17 protein-coding genes and 1 tRNA gene are annotated in these 18,070 nt (G+C 63.5%); 7 read left to right on the top strand and 11 right to left on the bottom strand.

Annotation, left to right across the window (positions count from 1 at the left end):
* Positions 1-4 precede the first annotated feature (4 nt).
* Genes LB568_RS07350 through LB568_RS07340 form a run of 3 tightly spaced genes read left to right on the top strand, consistent with a single transcriptional unit; the run spans position 5 to position 3,263 of the window.
* Positions 5-991, top strand: a complete 987-nt coding sequence (locus tag LB568_RS07350) for an ABC transporter permease (RefSeq protein ID WP_013895135.1) — start codon at positions 5-7, stop codon at positions 989-991.
* The gene (locus tag LB568_RS07345; RefSeq protein WP_140573750.1) at positions 988-1,947 is read left to right on the top strand and encodes an ABC transporter permease; all 960 of its coding nucleotides are present in this window, start codon (positions 988-990) and stop codon (positions 1,945-1,947) included. Before LB568_RS07350 ends, LB568_RS07345 begins: the two co-directional genes overlap by 4 nt.
* Positions 1,947-3,263: a M20 family metallopeptidase gene (locus tag LB568_RS07340; protein ID WP_224729729.1), complete on the top strand. Its 1,317-nt coding sequence runs from the start codon at positions 1,947-1,949 to the stop codon at positions 3,261-3,263. Before LB568_RS07345 ends, LB568_RS07340 begins: the two co-directional genes overlap by 1 nt.
* A gap of 24 nt (positions 3,264-3,287) precedes the next feature.
* Here the strand turns inward: LB568_RS07340 and LB568_RS07335 are convergent, their stop codons facing one another.
* The 7 genes from LB568_RS07335 to LB568_RS07305 all read right to left on the bottom strand — a co-directional run bounded on the left by LB568_RS07335 (position 3,288) and on the right by LB568_RS07305 (position 11,788).
* Positions 3,288-4,166, bottom strand: coding sequence for an SMP-30/gluconolactonase/LRE family protein (locus LB568_RS07335; RefSeq protein WP_224729728.1), 879 nt, complete (start codon positions 4,164-4,166; stop codon positions 3,288-3,290).
* Positions 4,167-4,213: 47 nt separating this feature from the next.
* Positions 4,214-5,176: a 3-keto-5-aminohexanoate cleavage protein gene (locus LB568_RS07330; RefSeq protein ID WP_013895131.1), complete on the bottom strand. Its 963-nt coding sequence runs from the start codon at positions 5,174-5,176 to the stop codon at positions 4,214-4,216.
* Entirely contained in the window at positions 5,173-6,120 is a 948-nt protein-coding gene (locus tag LB568_RS07325; protein ID WP_224729727.1) for a 3-hydroxyacyl-CoA dehydrogenase, read from the bottom strand. Before LB568_RS07325 ends, LB568_RS07330 begins: the two co-directional genes overlap by 4 nt.
* Positions 6,121-6,133: 13 nt before the next feature.
* Positions 6,134-6,940, bottom strand: a complete 807-nt coding sequence (locus tag LB568_RS07320) for an SDR family oxidoreductase (protein ID WP_224729726.1) — start codon at positions 6,938-6,940, stop codon at positions 6,134-6,136.
* A 13-nt stretch (positions 6,941-6,953) separates the two neighbouring features.
* Complete coding sequence (locus tag LB568_RS07315) at positions 6,954-9,029, bottom strand: ABC transporter permease (RefSeq protein WP_013895128.1); 2,076 nt, start codon at positions 9,027-9,029, stop codon at positions 6,954-6,956.
* Entirely contained in the window at positions 9,026-10,558 is a 1,533-nt protein-coding gene (locus LB568_RS07310) for a sugar ABC transporter ATP-binding protein (protein ID WP_041164845.1), read from the bottom strand. Before LB568_RS07310 ends, LB568_RS07315 begins: the two co-directional genes overlap by 4 nt.
* Positions 10,559-10,660: 102 nt before the next feature.
* Positions 10,661-11,788: a sugar ABC transporter substrate-binding protein gene (locus tag LB568_RS07305; protein WP_013895126.1), complete on the bottom strand. Its 1,128-nt coding sequence runs from the start codon at positions 11,786-11,788 to the stop codon at positions 10,661-10,663.
* Between the two features lie 220 nt (positions 11,789-12,008).
* Between LB568_RS07305 and LB568_RS07300 the strand changes: the two genes are divergently transcribed.
* Positions 12,009-12,689: a GntR family transcriptional regulator gene (locus tag LB568_RS07300; protein WP_013895125.1), complete on the top strand. Its 681-nt coding sequence runs from the start codon at positions 12,009-12,011 to the stop codon at positions 12,687-12,689.
* A gap of 47 nt (positions 12,690-12,736) precedes the next feature.
* On the opposite strand, the gene LB568_RS07295 is transcribed toward LB568_RS07300, so the two are convergent.
* Both LB568_RS07295 and tig read right to left on the bottom strand, forming a co-directional pair.
* Positions 12,737-13,258, bottom strand: coding sequence for a hypothetical protein (locus tag LB568_RS07295; protein WP_013895124.1), 522 nt, complete (start codon positions 13,256-13,258; stop codon positions 12,737-12,739).
* Positions 13,259-13,414: 156 nt separating this feature from the next.
* Positions 13,415-14,908 (bottom strand): trigger factor, encoded by a 1,494-nt coding sequence (tig, locus tag LB568_RS07290; RefSeq protein WP_224729725.1) that lies wholly within the window; start codon positions 14,906-14,908, stop codon positions 13,415-13,417.
* A gap of 362 nt (positions 14,909-15,270) precedes the next feature.
* Here tig and LB568_RS07285 point away from each other — a divergent pair.
* Positions 15,271-15,355: transfer RNA gene (locus tag LB568_RS07285), tRNA-Leu, on the top strand.
* Positions 15,356-15,405: 50 nt separating this feature from the next.
* On the opposite strand, the gene LB568_RS07280 is transcribed toward LB568_RS07285, so the two are convergent.
* Positions 15,406-15,990: a GDYXXLXY domain-containing protein gene (locus tag LB568_RS07280; RefSeq protein ID WP_041164200.1), complete on the bottom strand. Its 585-nt coding sequence runs from the start codon at positions 15,988-15,990 to the stop codon at positions 15,406-15,408.
* Entirely contained in the window at positions 15,987-17,105 is a 1,119-nt protein-coding gene (locus LB568_RS07275) for a DUF2157 domain-containing protein (RefSeq protein ID WP_013895121.1), read from the bottom strand. The genes LB568_RS07280 and LB568_RS07275 overlap by 4 nt, the downstream gene beginning before the upstream one ends.
* Before the next feature lie 236 nt (positions 17,106-17,341).
* Here LB568_RS07275 and LB568_RS07270 point away from each other — a divergent pair, with 236 nt between their 5' ends.
* Positions 17,342-17,482 (top strand): DUF1127 domain-containing protein, encoded by a 141-nt coding sequence (locus LB568_RS07270; RefSeq protein ID WP_013531315.1) that lies wholly within the window; start codon positions 17,342-17,344, stop codon positions 17,480-17,482.
* Between the two features lie 49 nt (positions 17,483-17,531).
* Positions 17,532-17,672 carry a DUF1127 domain-containing protein gene (locus LB568_RS07265; RefSeq protein ID WP_013895120.1) on the top strand — a complete coding sequence of 47 codons (141 nt, stop codon included), beginning with the start codon at positions 17,532-17,534 and terminating at the stop codon, positions 17,670-17,672.
* Positions 17,673-18,070 lie beyond the last annotated feature (398 nt).

Here is an 18,070-nt window from a genome sequence, read left to right as displayed (position 1 = left end):
TGACATGAGCGCGATGCGACAGGCTGCAAATGGTGTCTTCTCCATGAACGGACGAGAGTGGTCTCTGCTTGTCGCCTGTTTGCTGGCGATCGTCATCTTTTCTGTCGCATCACCCCACTACGCCACATCAGGCAATGCGGCGACAGTCCTGCGCAACAGCGTCGAACTTCTGTTGATCGGCCTTGGCATGACCCTGCTTCTGGCCATGGGCGGCATCGATGTGTCGATCGGCATCGTCATGGGTCTCGCGGCGATTGCCATCGGCCGCGTGCTCGGCGCGAACGGCAATCCGGTGCTGGCGATCGTTGTCGGCCCGTTGGTCGGGGCATTGCTGGGATGCGTGACGGCCACCGTCGTCGTCCTCGGCCGCGTTCCGGCGATTGTCGGAACGCTCGGCCTGCTCGGCGTCTACCGCACCGCCGTCTTCGCCCTTCTCGGCGGGCAATGGCTTTCCGGCCTGCCCTCGAGCCTCACCAATCTTCTTGCAGCCACTATACTTGGTGTCCCCGTTCCTGCCTTGGTGATCGCGGTGGCCTATCTGATCGTCTGGATGGCGTTGCGTCGAACGCCCTATGGACTCTATCTGCTGGCAATCGGCAATTCGGAGGAAAAGGCGCGGCTGTCGGGAATACCGGTCATAAAGACCCGCTTCATGACCTTCGTCATCAGCGGGGTCCTGACTGGCATTGCCGCGACTTTCTACGTCGCCACCTACCGTAATGTGGAAATGACCATCGGCAGCACGCTGGCGCTGGATGCCATTGCCGCGGTCATTCTCGGCGGCACAAGCATATTGGGTGGCAAATGCAGCCTGATCGGCACCGTGCTCGGCGTGCTCCTCCTGCGAATCCTCCAGAACGGACTGCTGCTGATTGGCGTCCCCTCGCTCTGGCAGCCCGTGGTCACCGGTGTTCTCATCATCGGCGTGCTCGGTTTCGAGGCCATCTCCGGCCGATTGCCACTTAGCCTGATACAGCGAGCCCGCGCATGAAAACACTCCGCAACTTGCAAGGCCCCGCCCTCACCCTGGCCTTGCTCTGTGGGCTTTGGCTGGTCGTGATTGTCGGCCTGCTGGCGCTGAGGCCCTCGGTTTTCAATCTCGGCACCGTCACCACCGTTCTTCAGTTTTCGACGATCCTGGCGCTGGTTGGCCTGGGTCAAGGGCTGGTCATCATGGCCGGCGGCGCCGGCATCGACCTTTCGGTCGGCGGCGCGGTCTCGCTTTCGGCCATCGTCGCAATGCTCTGCCTCAAGCTGGGCCTGCCACCAACCCTGCTGCCGGCGATCTGCATCCTCGCCGGCGCAATGCTCGGCGCATTGAACGGATGGCTGGTAAACGGGCTCGCCCTTCTCCCCTTCATTGCGACGCTTGGCACATTTTTCGTCTATTCCGGCGCGGCACTTGCCGTTACCGGGGGTGCCGCCCAGGCAGGCGTGCCCTCGTGGCTGCTTGTGTGGGGGCGCGGCGTCGTCATGGGCATTCCAATGCCCTTCCTCACGCTTGCCATTCCGTGCTTTGCCCTTGCCGGCCTGGTGCTGATCTCGACGGCCTGGGGGCGTTGGATCTACGCCATGGGCTTCAACGAACGCTCGGCCAAACTGGTCGGCATTCCGGTCGACCGCGTGCGCTTCATTCTTTATGTGCTGAGCGGCGCGCTCGCCGGCGCTGCCGGTCTGGTTTCGCTCGCCTGGCTCGGCAGCGGCAGGCCCAATATCGGCCAGAACCTCGAACTCGAATCGCTGACCGCCGCCATGTTGGGAGGCATCGTCATCACCGGCGGACGCGGCGGCGTCGGCGGCGTGTTTGCGGCCGTCCTGCTGCTGGTCACGCTGAAGACCGGCCTTCTGCAATTGAACATTAACACGGTTTGGCAGGTGGGGATTGTCGGCGCCCTTCTGGTTTTCGTCCTTCTCGCCGACCGACTGTCCCAACGTTGGAGATCATGATGCCGTCCAAAGAAGAGATCATCGCCGCGCGCGTCGAGGCGAGTGCCGACCGTATTGTCGCAACGCTGAGCGATCTCGTCGCCTTCCCCTCGATCGTGAAATCCAACCCTAAGGAAGCCGGCCCCGGCGAGCGTGATTGCCAGCTCTATCTGCAAAAACGCATCGAAGCGCTTGGCTTCTCGACCGACCTCTGGGATCCGGACGGCCCGGCGCTCTACGAGAAATACAAGGGACGCGCCGGCGCCAACAAGGGCCGGACATTCGAGGGCCGGCCCAATCTCGGCGGCGTCCTGAAGGGTACGGGTGGAGGACGCTCCATCATGCTCACCGGCCATATCGACGTCGTCCCGCCGGGCGCCGCGAGCCATTGGACGACCGACCCGTTCCAGCCCGTCCTCAAGGACGGCTTCCTGCACGGCCGCGGCACGGTCGACATGAAAGGCGGCGTCGCCTGCATGCTGATGGCTGTCGAGATCCTGAGGGACCTCGAGATTCCCCTGTCCGGCGACGTCGTCTTCACGACCGTGGTCGATGAGGAGATCGGCGGCATGGGCTCGCTTGCCATGGTCGATCGCGGCTTTCACGCCGACGCCGGCATCATGACCGAACCGACGGCGAACAAGATCGCACCACTCTGCCACGGCATCCTGTGGGGCAGGATCATCATCGACGGCATAGGCGGCCACGCGGAGCTCACGCCGAATGCCTGGTATTCGAGCGGCCCGGTCGATGCCGTCCAGCTTTGCCGGCAAATTCTCGACGGCATAGACATTCTCAACCGGCGCTGGATGTTCGATCCCAGGAAAAACCATCCCCTGATGGACCTGCCCAACCAGGTCATCGTCACCCAGATCAATGCCGGCGAGCACCCTTCTTCAATGGCGGGTCGCGGCGAAATCATCATCGACGCGCAGTATCTGCCGAGCGAACATGACGAGTTCAGGCTGGGTGGCAACGTCAAACGCGAAATCGAAGAGCATATCGCCAACGTCTGCCAGGCAGACCCCTATCTGCGAAAGCACCCGGCCCGCGTCGAATGGATTCTCGACGCGGACTGCGCCGAGATCCCGTCGGACAACCCGTTCGTCGGCGCCTTCCAGCAGGCGGTCGAGGAAGCCAATCTGTCACCGGTCCTCAGCGGCTTTGGCGCGCATAGCGACATCGGCCTGCCGACCGGCCTTGGCAACACACCAACCGTCAACTTCGGCCCGGGCGACCCGGCGCAAGCGCATCAGCCCAACGAGCGCGTTTCGGTCCGCGATCTCGTCGATTGCACAAAGGCGATTGCGATTGCCGTCGAGAAATGGTGCCGCTAACAGGCCACAGAACCGGGTGGCCGGTCACCCGCCAAATCGTGGCTCCGGCACGCCGGTAACGCCGAGGCCGGTGATGGCGAACAGGCTGCCGCGCAGGACACCGTCGCCGGGAAAGCGCGGCAGTGGCGGCTTGGCCATCGAGGTGACGTAGAGCGTGTCGAGCTTCGGCCCGCCGAACATGACGCTGGTGATCTTCTTCACCGGCATGTCGATAATGCGATCTATGCTGCCGTCCGGCGCATAACGCACCAGCCTGCCGTCATAGACCAGCGCATTCCACAGATAGCCCTCGGCGTCGACGGTCGAGCCATCGGCCGCACCGCCCCGGCTTGTGTCGACGCGGGTATAGGTGCGGCGGTTGGTGGCCGTACCGGTGGCGATGTCGTAGTCGTAGGCCCAGATCTCGCCGGTCCAGGTGTCGGCGAAGTAGAAGGTGCGGTCGTCGGGGCTCCAACACGGGCCGTTGGAGCAGATGATGCCGGAATCGATCCGGGTGACGGAGAAATCCGGATCGAGCCGGTAGAGCCCGCCTGAAGGCCCCTCCTCCATCGTATCCATCGAGCCGGCGAAGAAACGGCCGTGCCGGTCGACCTTCCCGTCGTTCAGCCGGTTCATCGGCTTGTCCGGCTCCGGATCATGGATCAGCGTCACCTCGCCGGTGGCGAAATCGAGCAGATGGAAGCCGCGCTGCAGCGAAACCACCGCGCCGCCGCCGTCCTTGCGCAGCGCCATCGAGCCTATCTTCATCGGCACGTCCCAGGAGCGGATTTCGCGCCCGTCGGCGGTCGCCCGGAACACCCGCCCGTCGAAACTGTCGATCCAGTAAAGGCGCTCCTGTTCGACGTCCCAAAGCGGCCCCTCTCCCAAGGTGGTCTTCACATCCACCACGACTTCGATCTTCATGCTGTCCTCCTCTCTTTGACGCCCGCGCGGCGATTGGTCGGGCCGCGTCAGAAGGCAACCTTGTCGCCACCCTTCAGGGACAGGATTTCGCGCGCCTCGTCCGGCGTCGCCACCTCCATGCCGAGCCCCTCGATGATCTTGCGCGCCAGCACGACCTGTTCGGCGTTCGACTTGGCGAGCTTGCCCTTGCCGGCCCACAGGCTGTCCTCCAGCCCGACCCGGATGTTGCCGCCGAGCGCGGCCGATTGCGCGGCGATGCGCAGTTGGCTGGCGCCCGCGCCGAGCACCGACCAGCGGAACTGGTCGCCGAACAGCCGGTCGGCGGTGCGCTTCATATGGGCGACGTCTTCCGGATGGGTGCCGATGCCACCGAGCAGGCCGAACACCGACTGCACGAAGAACGGCGGCTTCACCAACCCGCGATCGGCGAAATGGGCGAGGTTGTAGAGGTGGGCAATGTCGTAGCACTCGAACTCGAACCGCGTGCCGTTGTCGTAGCAGGTCGCCAGAATGTACTCGATGTCCTTGAACGAGTTGCGGAAGACCAGGTCGCGCGTCGCCTCCAGATGCGGCTTTTCCCAGTCGAACTTGAAGGTCTCGTATTTATCGGCGAGGTGATAAAGCCCGAAATTGATCGAGCCCATGTTGAGCGAAGCGACTTCCGGTTTGAACTGGGCGGCTGGGCGCACGCGCTCTTCTACCTTCATGTACGGACTGCCGCCGGTGGTGATGTTGATGGCGGCATTGGTGCCTTGCTTGACGCGTGGCAGGAAGCGGGCAAAGGCCTCCGGCGTCTGGTCAGGCTTGCCCGTCTCCGGGTCGCGGGCGTGCAGATGCAGGATCGCGGCACCGGCCTCCGCCGCGGCGATCGCTTCCGACGCGATCTGGTCCGGCGTGATCGGCAGGTAGGGCGACATGGTCGGCGTGTGGATCGCCCCGGTCACCGCACAGGTGATGATGACCTTGCCCCTGGTCGCCGTCGCGCCGGGCTTGCGGCTGGTTTCTTTCATTGTCCGAACTCCTGATCCGATTTCTTCTTGTGTGCCGCCAGCGCCATCAGCCGGCGATCTCGCCAGACCTGCCGCCCGCCCAGATTTTCCCTCGGCAGGCGCTTGCTGCGCTCGGCCTCGACGGTTGCCATGACCTCACCCGCCCAGTCGACCCGGCGCAGCATCTGCGGGAAGATGTTGGAGTAGATGCCCTGGTAGCGATCGACATAATCGCGCACGCCGCCGGGCGCATTGAGGTCGATGGTCTCGAACGGCCCCATGAACGACCAGCGCAGCGCCAACCCGTCGCGGATGCCGATGTCGACATCCTCGACGCTGGCATAGCCGTCGGCGACGAGCCGGAAGGCTTCCTCAAGCAAGGCGCCCTGTAGCCGGTTCATGATGAAACCGTCGAGCTCGCGCTTCATCACCAGCGGCGCATGGCCGGCATCGATGAGGAAGGCGCGTGTTCTTTCAAGCGTCTCGGCGGAGGTCCATGGCGCCGGCACCACCTCCGCCGCCGGAATGAGGTAGGGCGGATTGATCGGATGCACGACCAGGCAGCGGTGCCGTCCCTTTAGATGGTCGGTGAACTTCGACGGCAACAGCGCCGAGGTGGAACTGGCGATCATCGTTTGCGGGCCGGCCAGACTGTCGATCAGGGAGAACACTTCCCGCTTCACATCGAGGTTTTCAGGCGTGTTCTCCTGAACATGGGTTGCTCCGGCCAGCGCCTCCTCCAGTTCCGCCGCGATTGCGATGCGGCCAAGCACGGTGTCGACGGACTGCCCACGCAGCAGGTCGTTCGAAGAAAGATCGCCAAGCACGCCTTCTATGTAGTCGCGCGCGCCGCCCGTCGCGGCGGGCGACTGGTCCCACATCCGCACGTCATGGCCGGCGCGGGCGAAGCTGATCGCCCATGCCCGCCCGATGAAACCGCTGCCGACAATCGCAACCTTTGCCATGGATCGGCCCTCCCTAGAGCGTTTCGACGTTGCCGTCGACGCCGAGCGACTGCCCGGAAATGTTGATGCCGGCGTCCGACAGCAGGAAGGCGACCATGGAGGCGACGTCATAGGGACTGGTCATGCGGCGCAGCGAGATGTTCTGCAGGTAGCGAGCGGTCATCTCCTCGTGGCTGATGCCGACCTGCCTGGCGCGCGCCGAGATGACGCCCTCGATGCGCGGCCCTTCGATGATGCCCGGCAGGATGGCGTTGACCCTGATGCCGTGCGGCCCAAGCTCCTTGGCGAGGCTTTGGGTGAAACCGATGACGCCGAACTTGGCCGCCGAATAGGGCGTGCGGAAGGCATAGCCGTGGCGGCCGGCCGCCGATGACATCGACACAATCGAGCCGCCGCCCGCCGCCTTGATCAGCGGCACGGCGCGACGCGCGCACAGGAACTGGCCGGTAAGACAGATGTCGATGCAGCGCCGCCAGTCGTCCGGTTCGATCTCGTCGACACCACCGGTCGGCCCGGCAATGCCGGCATTGTTGATCAGTGCGTCCAGCCCGCCGAGTTTTTCCTCGACCGCCTCGAACAGCCGATCGACGTCATCGTCGCGCGAGACATCGGCCTTGACCGCCGCGACGAGGTCGATCTTGCCAGGCGCGGCGGCAAGTGCCTCGTCGGAAACGTCGCAGACGACGACACGCGCGCCAAGCCGCGAGAGCGTGTCGGCGATGGCAAAGCCAATGCCGCCGGCGCCCGCCGTCACCAGCACGCGCTGTCCTTTCAGACCGGCCAGGAATTCGTCCGCCGTTTGAGGTGCCTTTGCGCTCATCGTTCCGTCCTTTTCATTGCAACTGCCGCTCGCGCAACGCCATGACGGCGCCCAGAACGACCAGTCCGTAGAGAATTGCCCTCGTGGCGTAGGGCAGCGTGGTACCGGCCAGCAGCATCTGCAGCGCCGTCAAAAGCAGCACGCCTCCGAGCATGCCGAGATAATGGCCGCGCCCGCCGGTGATCAGCGCACCGCCCACCACCACGACGGCGATCGACGGCAAGAGATAGTCGTCGCCCATGCCGAGGCTCGCCTGGCCGGAGAAGCCGGTCAGCATGATGCCAACGACAGCGGCGCAGACTGCCGACAGCATATAGACCAGGATCAACGTGCGCTCGACGCCGATGCCGGACAGGCGCGCCGCGCGCAGCCCATTGCCGATGCCGTAGACCCGGCGCCCGAACGGCGTGCGTCCAAGCAGCAGCACCGCCACCACCACGAAGACGACCATCAGCAGGACCACCGGAGTCACGAAACCGAGCTTGGCGGTCATGAACCAGCGCAGCATCGGCGAGGAAAAACCGGCCGGTGTGCCCTGCGAATAGAGCAGTGCGAAGCCTTGCAGGATGCCGTTGGTGGCGAGCGTCATGACGATCGGCGAGATGCCGAGATAGACGATGCCGAAGCCATTGGCGAAGCCGATGGCACAGGCCATCACCAGCACGACAGGCAAGGCGTAGAGGAGTGCCGCGTCGGAGCCGTTGACCATGCCGGCCAGGATGATGCCGGAAATACCGATCGTCCACGGCACGGAGAGATCGAGGCCGCCGGTCAGGATGACCGTTCCCTGTCCCAGCGCCAGCACGGCGAGAAAGGACGACAGCACCAGCAGTGAATTCCAGTAACCGGGGTTGAGGATGGCGCGGCCGAGCCAGATCTGGGTGACGACCACGATGATGAGCAGGCAGACATAGGCAGGCAGCGCGTAGCGCAGCGTCTCCGCGTTGCGAACATGGAAGGCGGGACGCGGAGATGCTGTGTCGGGATTGCCATGCGAGGGTCCGGCAATCTTGAGCCGCCGGTCGATCGGTTCAAGCTGCGAGGGCAGAATACCCGCGCGCCAGGCGGCGAGCCGGGCTCGCGCCGCGCGCAGTTGCACGGCAAGCACCGATGCGTGAGACAAGGATCCGGCAAGGGCCGCCAGCACCAGGATGGTGCCTTCGGCGATGGTCGAATAATAGGCCGATACATTGAGCACCAGCAGGATGTTCACCACCATCATCAGGATGTAGGCGCCGAACACAGAACCCACCGGACCACCCTGCCCGCCGCCCAGGCGCGTGCCGCCGACAACCACCGCCGCGAACATAGACAGAAGCAGCGGATTGCCGACCAGCGGGTCGCCGCTGCCGGTCTGGGCGCTGATGAAGACGCCGGCAAGGCCGTAGCAGCCGCCGGCGATCACATAGACGGCAAAGCGCACCAGCACGACGTTGATGCCGACGGCGGCGGCCGAATCCGCGTCGCTGCCGACCGCATAGAGCGCCGTGCCGAAACGGGTTCCCTTCAGCCAGAACCAGGCGAGCAGGACGACGCCGATCACCACCAGCGGCATTGGCAGCCAGCCGGTGATCGCGTCGCCCAAATAGAAGGTGCCGAGATCGGGCGACACGAAGCCGCCGGGCTTGTCCATCACCAGCAGCGTCACGCCTTGCAGGATGAACATGGTGGACAGCGTCACCACGATGGGCTGCATGCGCAGCACCGCGATGAAGAAGCCGTTGAAGGCGCCCACCGCCATGCCGACGCCGATGCCGACGGCCGTCCACAAGAGGATGCTTGCGCCTGGCGCCATCGGATCCATGCTCGATGCCAGCACGGCATTGACCAGCGATATCACCGCGCCGGCGGACAGATCGAAGCCGCCCGACAGGATCACGATCGTCTGGCCGATCGCCGCAAGCGCCGAGGTCGCGCCGCCGCTCGACAGGAACGACACGTCGAAATAGGTCAGCGGCCCGGCGCTGATCCAGTCGACGATGAAAAGCAGGATCGCAAGGACGCCCGCGGCGATCAGTGCACCGCGATTGCGTATCAGCGCACGGCGCAGGCCGAATCCGGCGGAAGCAGAGGGGGAAACGCTGCTCATGCGGCTATATCCCCGCCATGTCCAAGCGCCGGCCGCATGATGGCAGGCTCGGCGATGGCGTCGCCTTCGAGCTCGGCCGCGATGCGCCCGTCATAGAGAACCAGGACCCGGTCGCACTGGTGGACCAGTTCGGGAATCTCGGTCGAGTGCAGCAGGATCGAGCCGCCGGCAGCGACGTAGTTTCGCATCATCACATAGAGCTCGTGCTTGGTGCCGACGTCGATGCCGCGCGTCGGATCGAACAACAGCAGGATGCGGCTCTGCGCCACCAGCCATTTGGCAATGGCGATCTTCTGCTGGTTGCCACCCGAAAAAGCTCCGGCCCGCGTCCACAGCGCGCGGCGGTCGACTTCGACGGTGGCGAACGCCGCCTCGACGGAGCGGGCCTCGGCCACGGCATCGACAAGGCCGAAGCGTGTGAAGCGCGACACCACGGGCAGTGTGGCGTTCTGGCTGCCCGGCAGTTTCAGGAACAGGCCCTCGGATTTGCGGTCCTCCGGCACCAGGCCGATGGCCATGTTGGGCAGCAAGGCATCCGCCGGAGAGCCGAGCCAGACCTTGCGGCCGTCGACAAGGACGTCGCCGCGGGTGATTTCGGCCATGCCGAAGCAGGCTAGAAAGAGGTCCTGCTGGCCCATGCCCTGCAGCCCGGCAATGCCCAGGATCTCGCCGCGGCGCAGATCGAAGCTCGCGCCGTCGAGCTTGCGCCCGACCTTCAAGTCACGCACGCCCAGGACCGGCGGACCGAAAGCCTGGGCGCCATCGGGCTTGGGCGGAAAGGTCTGTTCGATGCTGCGGCCGATGATCTTTTCGATGACGTCGGCGTCCGAGACATCGGCAACCGGCGCGGTGACGATGTGGCGGCCATTCCTCAGGATCGTCAGCGTGTCGCAAAAAGCGCGGACCTCGCGCATGCGATGGGTGATGAAGACGATGGTGGTGCCTGCCGCCTTCAGTCTGGCGATGATGTCGCCCAGCCACTCGACATCGCGACCGGCGAGCGTCGAGGTCGGCTCATCGAGCAGCAGGATGCGTGGCTTGCGGTAGACGGCGCGCGCGATCTCGATCTTCTGGCGCACGGAAAGCTCGAGCTCGCCCACCTCGGCATCGAGATCGACGGAAAAGCCGAGCTCGTCGATATGGCGACGGACCGCCTTGCGCGCCGCCGCGCGCCGGATCAGGCCGGAGATGCCGATCGGAGCATAAGGCATCAGCATGTTGTCGAGGACCGAGAGGTCGCGCACCAGCGTCATTTCCTGGAACGCCGTCTGCACGCCCAGCGCGTGTGCCGCGCGTGGTGCGCCGTAGCCGATCTCCTTGCCGAAGACACGGACATGGCCGGCACTCGGCCGCACCAGCCCGGACAGCAGTTTCACCAGCGTCGACTTGCCGGCTCCGTTCTCGCCCAGCAGTGCGTGGACGCTGCCGGGCGCGATGCGGAACGACACGCCGTCCAGCGCCACCGTTGGCCCGAAGGCCTTGCCGATGCCGTCGATCTCGATGGCGGGAAGCGCTGGGTGTTCTGTCATGTCCTCGATCGCCGGGCTGCGCACTTCTGGGCGACACGCATTAGCGCGGATCGACGATGCACGGACAAGATGTCCGCGCATCGTCAGGGTTTTCCTGGGAGGCTAGTTCTCGGGCTGTCCGACGAGGGCGGCGTTGAGGCCGATCTCGGGCGTCTGGTCCGAAAAGATCGAAGCGAACCAGCCGGGATTGGAAACCAGTGACGGCTTGAAGACGTTGCAGCCGGCCTTCATCTCCGCCCAGGTGCCCTCGTTGCACAGCTTGATCGTCTCGTTGGTGACGACCGGCAACGGCAGGATCGTGGTCTTCGGCACGTCCTTGCCCTCGATCGCCTCGACGGCAAGCTTCAACGCCAACGCGCCGGAATAGGGCGGCGAGGCATAGGAAATGCGTTGCGCGCCCGCCGGTGCATAGGGAGGAGCGGCACCTTCGACCTCGGTCCCCTCCGGCAGCATCTGGATGCGGCCGCCATTCGAGCCCTCGCCGGCGCAAGGCAGCAGTTCGCTGTCCTTCTTGCCGGCCTCGAGCTGCATGGAGTTGGCGGTGAAGCAGCCGACCTGCATCCACAGGCCGTTGATGTCGCCCCAACTGCGCGTGGCGAGGATCTTGGACAGTTCGGTTCGAGCGACCGCCTGGCTCCACATGCCGACAGCCTCGCCGACGATCTTGATGTCGGGATATTTGGCGAAGACTTCCTTGGCGGCCTTGGTCCGCTGGTCGTCCACGGATGTTCCGGGAACACCGGTGATGGCGATGATGTTGCCCTTGCCGTTGAGCTTCTTGACGAGCCATTCGGCGGTCACCCTGCCCGCTTCCAGCTGGTCGATATGGACATTGTAGGCACAAGGCTCGGTGATCTCGGCGTCATAGGCAAAGACCTTCACGCCCTTGTCGCAGGCATTCTTGACGACCTGGTTGAGCGCCGTCGGCGAGATCGGATACACGACGATCGCCTCGGCGCCGCTCTGTACCATGGCATTGATCTGCTGGATCTGGCGCTGCGCATTGGGTCCTGCGACCTGGACCTGCAGGTCGACCTTGTCGGCCAGGCTTTTGTGGGCCGCGATGGCCTTGACCATATTGGCTGCCTCCGCCTGCCAGTCATTGCCGATGTAACTCATGCTGAGAAAGATCTTGTGCTTCTGGGCCGCGTCAGCCGCGGACATGCCAAAAGCACATACAGCCATGCCTGCCAGCAGCGTGAGCCGCCGGACCTTCAATCCGATACCCATGTGAAATTCCTCCCGATCCGAATGACCGAATGCCTCCCGAGGGCACGAAAGCTAGCCCTCGCCATCCGATATTGGAAACCGTACCACGATTTGATCAAAGATCAATGATGAAATGCCTTGACGGCTAGGCGACAGTCGCGGACGCTTGACGCCGCTGCCGGAACCCTGCATTCCGGGAACGGGTTGTGGCGCGGCCTTGCGCGGAAAGGTTGATGGGGAGATGGCCGGAGCGGCGTTCAGGAAGCCTGGTGTCGAGATCGTGCCCCTGTCCAGGGAAACACTGCAGGACAGGGTCTATCGCCATGTCACCGAATTGATCCTCGACGGCAGCATCGTGCCTGGCGAGATGGTGACCGTGCAAAGCCTGGCCGACGCCTTCGGGGTCAGTCCGATGCCGGTCAGGGAGGCCTTGCGGCGGCTGACGGCGGCCAACGCCTTGATGGTTGTTTCAGGCCGCTCGATCGGAATTCCCGCACTCAGCCGCGCACGCCTCATCGATCTCAGGAATGTCCGCTTCGAGATCGAAGCGATCGCCGCCGCGTGGGCGGCCGAGCGCATGGACGACCGGGGCATCGCCCAGCTCGGCCTGCACCTCAATGCGCTCGAACAGGCCAACGCGGCGGGAGACGTCAAATCCTATCTGCGCGCCAACTATGCCTTTCATTTCTCCATCTACCGGGCGGCGGGGTCCGAGAACATCCTCAACATCATCGAGAACCTGTGGCTGCAGATCAGCCCCTATTTCAACATGCTGCATGATTCCGGAAACTACTCGACCGCCAACGAGCACCACCAGGAGATGTTCGCGGCATTGCGCAACCGCGATGTCGAAGCCGTCCGCCAGGCGATCCGCGCCGACATCGACGCGGCCTTCGACGTCCTGGTCGGCCTGCTGAAATAGGACTGCGAAGCCTGCTCGGGGATTCGCCCCAGGGTCGAGGACGATAGTTACGGCGGATCGGTATGGCAGTTCCCGGCGATCTGCTCGACCGCCTCTTCAAACCCCGCAAGGTCGAAATCCGCCTGGCCGCGCCCTGACAACAGTCCGAACCGCCAGGAAAGCGACAGCCGGCTTGCGGAAACGAGCCGCTTGATCGCATCGGCGCCGTCAAGCACCAGCATCCTGCCGCGCGATCCGACCGACCAACTCTCGTCGAACTTGTCGCCGTCGACGGCAACCGACATCGTGATCTTGCGGCTGGCCGAAACCGCGTCGTTCAATTGCAGCCATTCGGTCCAGCGCGGTTCGCCGCCTGCCCGGCAGGCAATGGTCAGGACCGGACTGTAGCTCAAGGCGCCACCGCCGGTGATCAGCTTGTTGGTGGCATGGAGCGAAGCCGTGACAAGCCCATCGTCAGCCGTGCCGAAGCGCCAGTCGCCGGCAATCGCGTCGGCGGGGGCAAGATTGCAGGCGAAGGCCAGGACGAGCGTCAGGGCGACAGCACGCCCCGTTTCGAAGAATAGGCTCAACGCCCCCTCCAGGAATTTGCAGCAGAAGCGCAGATAGTGATCAACGCTTGGTATCGCCAAGTGCCACGGCCTGAGAAGCCGGCCGCCTGTTGCAGTTTCGCAACGAAAAAGGCCGCCTCGGGGGCGGCCTTCGTCAATTCCATCGAGTGCCGAGACTTATTCGGCGTCCTTGGCGGCCGCCTTCTTCTTAGGCGCAGCCTTCTTCTTCGGCTCTTCGGCCTCATCGCCAGACTTGGCATCGGCCTTCTTGTCGTCGGCCTTCTTGGCTGCGGCTTTCTTGGCCGGCTTGGCCTTGGTCGTGGTTTCCGCTTCCTCGTCGTCGGCCATCAGCTCTTCCTTGCTGACCTTGACGTCGGTGACCGAGATCTGGCCGAGCAGGTGGTCGACGACCTTCTCCTCGAACATCGGCGCCCGCAGCGCATTCAGCGCCTCGGGATTGTTGCGGTAGAACTCGAAGGCTTCCTGCTGCTGGTTGGCCGGGAAGCGGCGAACCTGCTCGAACAGGCCGCGCTGCAGCTCTTCGTCCGACACGGTGACGCCAGCCTTCTCGCCGATCTCGGCCAGCACCAGGCCAAGGCGCACGCGGCGCTCGGCAAGGCGCATATATTCGGCGCGAGCCTCTTCCTCGGTCGTCTCTTCGTCGGCGAAGGTGCGGCCGGCCGCTTCCAGATCGCGGTTGACCTGCGCCCAGATGTTGTTGAACTCGGCCTCGACGAGCTTCGACGGTGCCTCGAACGAATAGGCCGCGTCGAGTTGGTCGAGCAACTGGCGCTTGACCTTCTGGCGCGTCATCGAACCGAACTGGTTCTCGATCTGGCCGCGCACGATCTCACGCAGGCGCTCCAGCGAATCCAGGCCAAGGTTCTTGGCGGTCTCGTCGTTGATTTCGAGTTCGCCGGGCTTCGACACTTCCTTGACGGTGACGTCGAAGGTGGCTTCCTTGCCTGCCAGATGCGCCGCCTGGTAGTTTTCGGGGAAGGTCACGGTGACCTGCTTTTCGTCGCCGGCCTTGCTGCCGATGAGCTGATCCTCGAAGCCGGGAATGAATTCCTTGGAGCCCAGCACCAGCGGCTGATCGTTGCCTGCGCCGCCGGCAAAGGCCTCGCCGTCGATCTTGCCGACATAGTCGATGCTCACACAGTCGCCCTCGGCGGCCTTGCCGGTCTTCGGCTCGTAGCTGCGTGCCGATTCGGCGACCCGCTTGACCTGCTCGTCGATCTCGGTTTCAGGCACGTCGTACACCTGACGCGTTACCTTGATGTCGGAGAAATCCTTGATCTCGATCGCCGGAATGACCTCGTAGTTGAGGCGGAATTCGAAGTCGGCGCCACCGGCCAGGATCTTCTCGGCCTCCTTCTCGTCCTCGGTCATGATGACCTCGGGCTGCATGGCTGCCTTCTCGCCGCGGCCCGTGATGATCGACCGTGTCGAATCGTTGAGGATCTCGTTGACCACTTCGGCCATGAACGACTTGCCATAGACCTTGCGCAGGTGCTGCACCGGCACCTTGCCCGGCCGGAAGCCGTTGATGCGGACCTTGTTGCGGGCGTCCGACAGCCGCGCCATCAGCTTGGCTTCCATGTCACCGGCCGGCACGGTGATCTTGATCTCGCGCTTGAGACCGGAGTTGAGTGTTTCGGTGACCTGCATCGTAAAACCTTTGTTTTCACCAATGAGGCTGCCAAACGGCTCCCTGCCGTTCACAGCCTGCCGGTATAGTCTTGCCGGGAATGGCTTTTGGTACGGAACCTGGCGGTTTGACCGGAAATACGGCTCAAACTCTCCCAAACTGCGTTCCAAAATGTGAATAAGTTCTTGTTTTTCCTACTTCTTATCACATTCTGTAGAAGCGGATCGTCGCGTCCCGTCACATTTGACACGCCTTTTGTCACACGCGAGGCTAATTTTCAACAGTCTTCGCATTTCGGCCGATAACCAACATTTTTGGTCCTGACCCAACATTTCGGCCCTGACATTGACAGAATGATGGCTACATGGGATTGCCGGATCATGCGGATGTGGCGGAACTGGTAGACGCCCTGGATTTAGGTTCCAGTGCCGAAAGGCGTGGGGGTTCGAGTCCCTTCATCCGCACCACCCTTCGCTCCAGCGAGCTTCGGGTGGCAGGCCACCCAGAGGCTCTATCACTAATACAGCGGCTCCTCGAACAGCGTCTTGTCGCCATCGACCAGCGCCTTGATCTGCGCCTTGCCGTCGCTGGCAAGGGCAAGCCTGATCCCGAACGGGCGCACCCGCATGTCGTTCTGGATCGCCATCCCCTCGCCTTCGGGCAGGTAGAAGCGCTCGATGCCGTAGTCCGGTGCGATCGTCGCGCTCTCCCCGCGAAGATCCCAGCCCTCGGCGACATGCCCTGATATATCCGCCTCATCGGCAGCAGCCGGCGTCGGCGCCTTGCCGAACCAGGCGGTGGTTGGCGTCCAATAGCCGTCGGCCCCCTTCCTCAGGCGGACCACGATCGGCGTTTCGTCGCTGGAGAATTTGCCAGCCGGGATGTTGGCGATCATTTTCACCGGGATGCGCGAAATCTCGTAGCCGAGGATGATATAGTCGCCGCGCAGCAGGTCGCGCGGATCGACGGGTTCGATCTTCAACAGCACGTCCTTGCCGTTGCGCAGGATCGCCGCCCGGCCGGCGATGATCCAACCCAGGAACCCTATCTGGACGAGCGCCAGCACCAGCGCCGAAATGATCAGCCGCTTTCCGGTCATCATGCCATCGCTCCCTTGGTGACTGGACCCTTCATGCGTTTTTCGACGCGGATGATGACGGTCGCGAGGATGCCGAGCAGCACGGCGGCGGCAAGGAAGAAGCCTGCGGTGTCGAGCATCGACTGCAAGGTCACGACATAGATGATGGCGAGTTCGAAGGCGAAGCCGAGATAGGCAAGCCAGCGCAGGCCGCGGCTCTCCCGTCCTGCCAGCACGATCGCCGCGACGATGCCGGCCAGCGCGACGACGGAAGCGATGGCAAAGCCGCTGTTGTAGGTGCTCTCGTCGGCCAGTTCGAACTGGATGATTGCGAGGCCGGTGAGGAAGCCGAGCAGTGCGTGCAAAGGCAAGCGGCCGCCAAGCTGGACGATCCTGTCGACCGGCTCCGGTGCGAACACCGCAGCCGCGAAAAGCACGGCAGAGACAATGACCAGGGGGATCGCCACCGGCAGCGTCGCGTGGTTCATCGCCAACAGCACGAGATAGAAGAGCAGAGACAGGACGATCAAATGGCGTGCCGGCTGGCTGCGGGTCCAGAACGAGACGGCAAACAGCACGGCCGCCATGATGACGAAGGCGTGCGGAAATTCATTGCGATAGAAATAGTCGAACCCTCTCAGGAACAGCCAGGCATCGGCGATGCCGACCGCGGCAACCGTTAGCGGGTTCGACCGCAGTACCACCGCCGCGAGCGCCGTGCCGGCGCCCCACGTGATCAGGGCGGAAGCCTCGTCGCCCGAGAGATGATACATTTGGCCGATCAGCGCGATCGAACCGCCGAAAGCGGCGGCGGCCACGATCCACAGGGCCTCGCCGATTGCCGCATGGTCGCGCGTCTTCAGCACGGCGCCGCCGACATAACCGCCAAGGATGATGGCGAAAAGGGCTACAACCCGCGCCAGCCGCGGGATCGCGTCCCAGTTGGCGGCGACAAAGATCAGGATGGCGGCGCCGAACAGCAAGGCGGCCATCATTGCCAGGATCGAACCGAAACTGAGCGAATTGCGCTCGTTGGCCTCGACATCACGCGTTAGCGTATCGGCTGTCGCCGCGTCGATCAGGCCCGCCTGCCGCCACCGCGCGATATCCGACCTTACTCGTGACGAATAGCCCGCCATCCCGCTTCTCCCCAAGCTTGGTCTTTTTTTCAGCCGGCCCGGTCAAACCTTTGACCCAGCGGCACTTTCTGATTCTGGCTTCTTTGTGTCAGGTCCGTGAAGGCGCATTAATGTTGCATTGCACAATTTGCATTGCTGCCATGCAGCCATAGCGCTTTTAAATCGATATGGGTCCCCCTATTTATGGTTGGTACACAAACGGAATGACCCGCAAGAAAGACGAAACGAGAACTACCATGAACTTGATCCGCAATTACCGCAACTGGCGCCGCTACAGGGACACCGTGTCCGAGCTGAGCCGCCTGAGCAACCGTGAACTGACCGACCTCGGCATCAGCCGTAGCGACATTCCTTACGTCGCTCGCAAGGCGGTCTAATTCTTCGGACCGCGAATGGTCCGAACCAGTTTTGAAAAAGAGAACGACAATGAACCTGATCCGCAACTATCGTAACTGGCGCGTTTATCGCGAGACGGTTACCGAGCTGGGTCGCCTTTCGAACCGCCAGCTGCATGATCTCGGTATCGTCCGCGACGAAATCAAGATCGTCGCCCGCCGGGCGATCTAACAGGAATTTCGCTGGGGTCGACCTCCTCCCCGACCTCCAGCGAACGGTCAGCCCTTATCCTCCTCCCGAGGGTTGACCACCAAAACGACGCCCGCCGCACCTCCTCCCGCGGCGGGCGTTGTTTCCCCGGAGCAAAATGAATTTTGCTCCAAAGGGTTTTGCCCCTTTCAAAAGATAGCAAAAGAGATTTCGTCAAAGCCGACCTCCTCCCCGGCAATGACGAATAGGCCCGACCTTCACCTCCTCCCGAGGGTTGGCCACACAAACGGCGCCCGCCGCACCTCCTCCCGCGGCGGGCGTTGTTTCCCCGGAGCAAATGAATTTGCTCCAAAGGGTTTTGCCCCTTTCAAAAGATAGCAAAAGAGATTTCGTCAAAGCCGACCTCCTCCCCGGCAATG

This window comes from Mesorhizobium sp. B263B2A (genome assembly GCF_020165775.1).
GTDB classification, from domain to species: domain Bacteria; phylum Pseudomonadota; class Alphaproteobacteria; order Rhizobiales; family Rhizobiaceae; genus Mesorhizobium; species Mesorhizobium opportunistum.
Note: the sequence above shows the minus strand (reverse complement) of the source record. Positions and strands in the feature narration are given on the sequence as shown.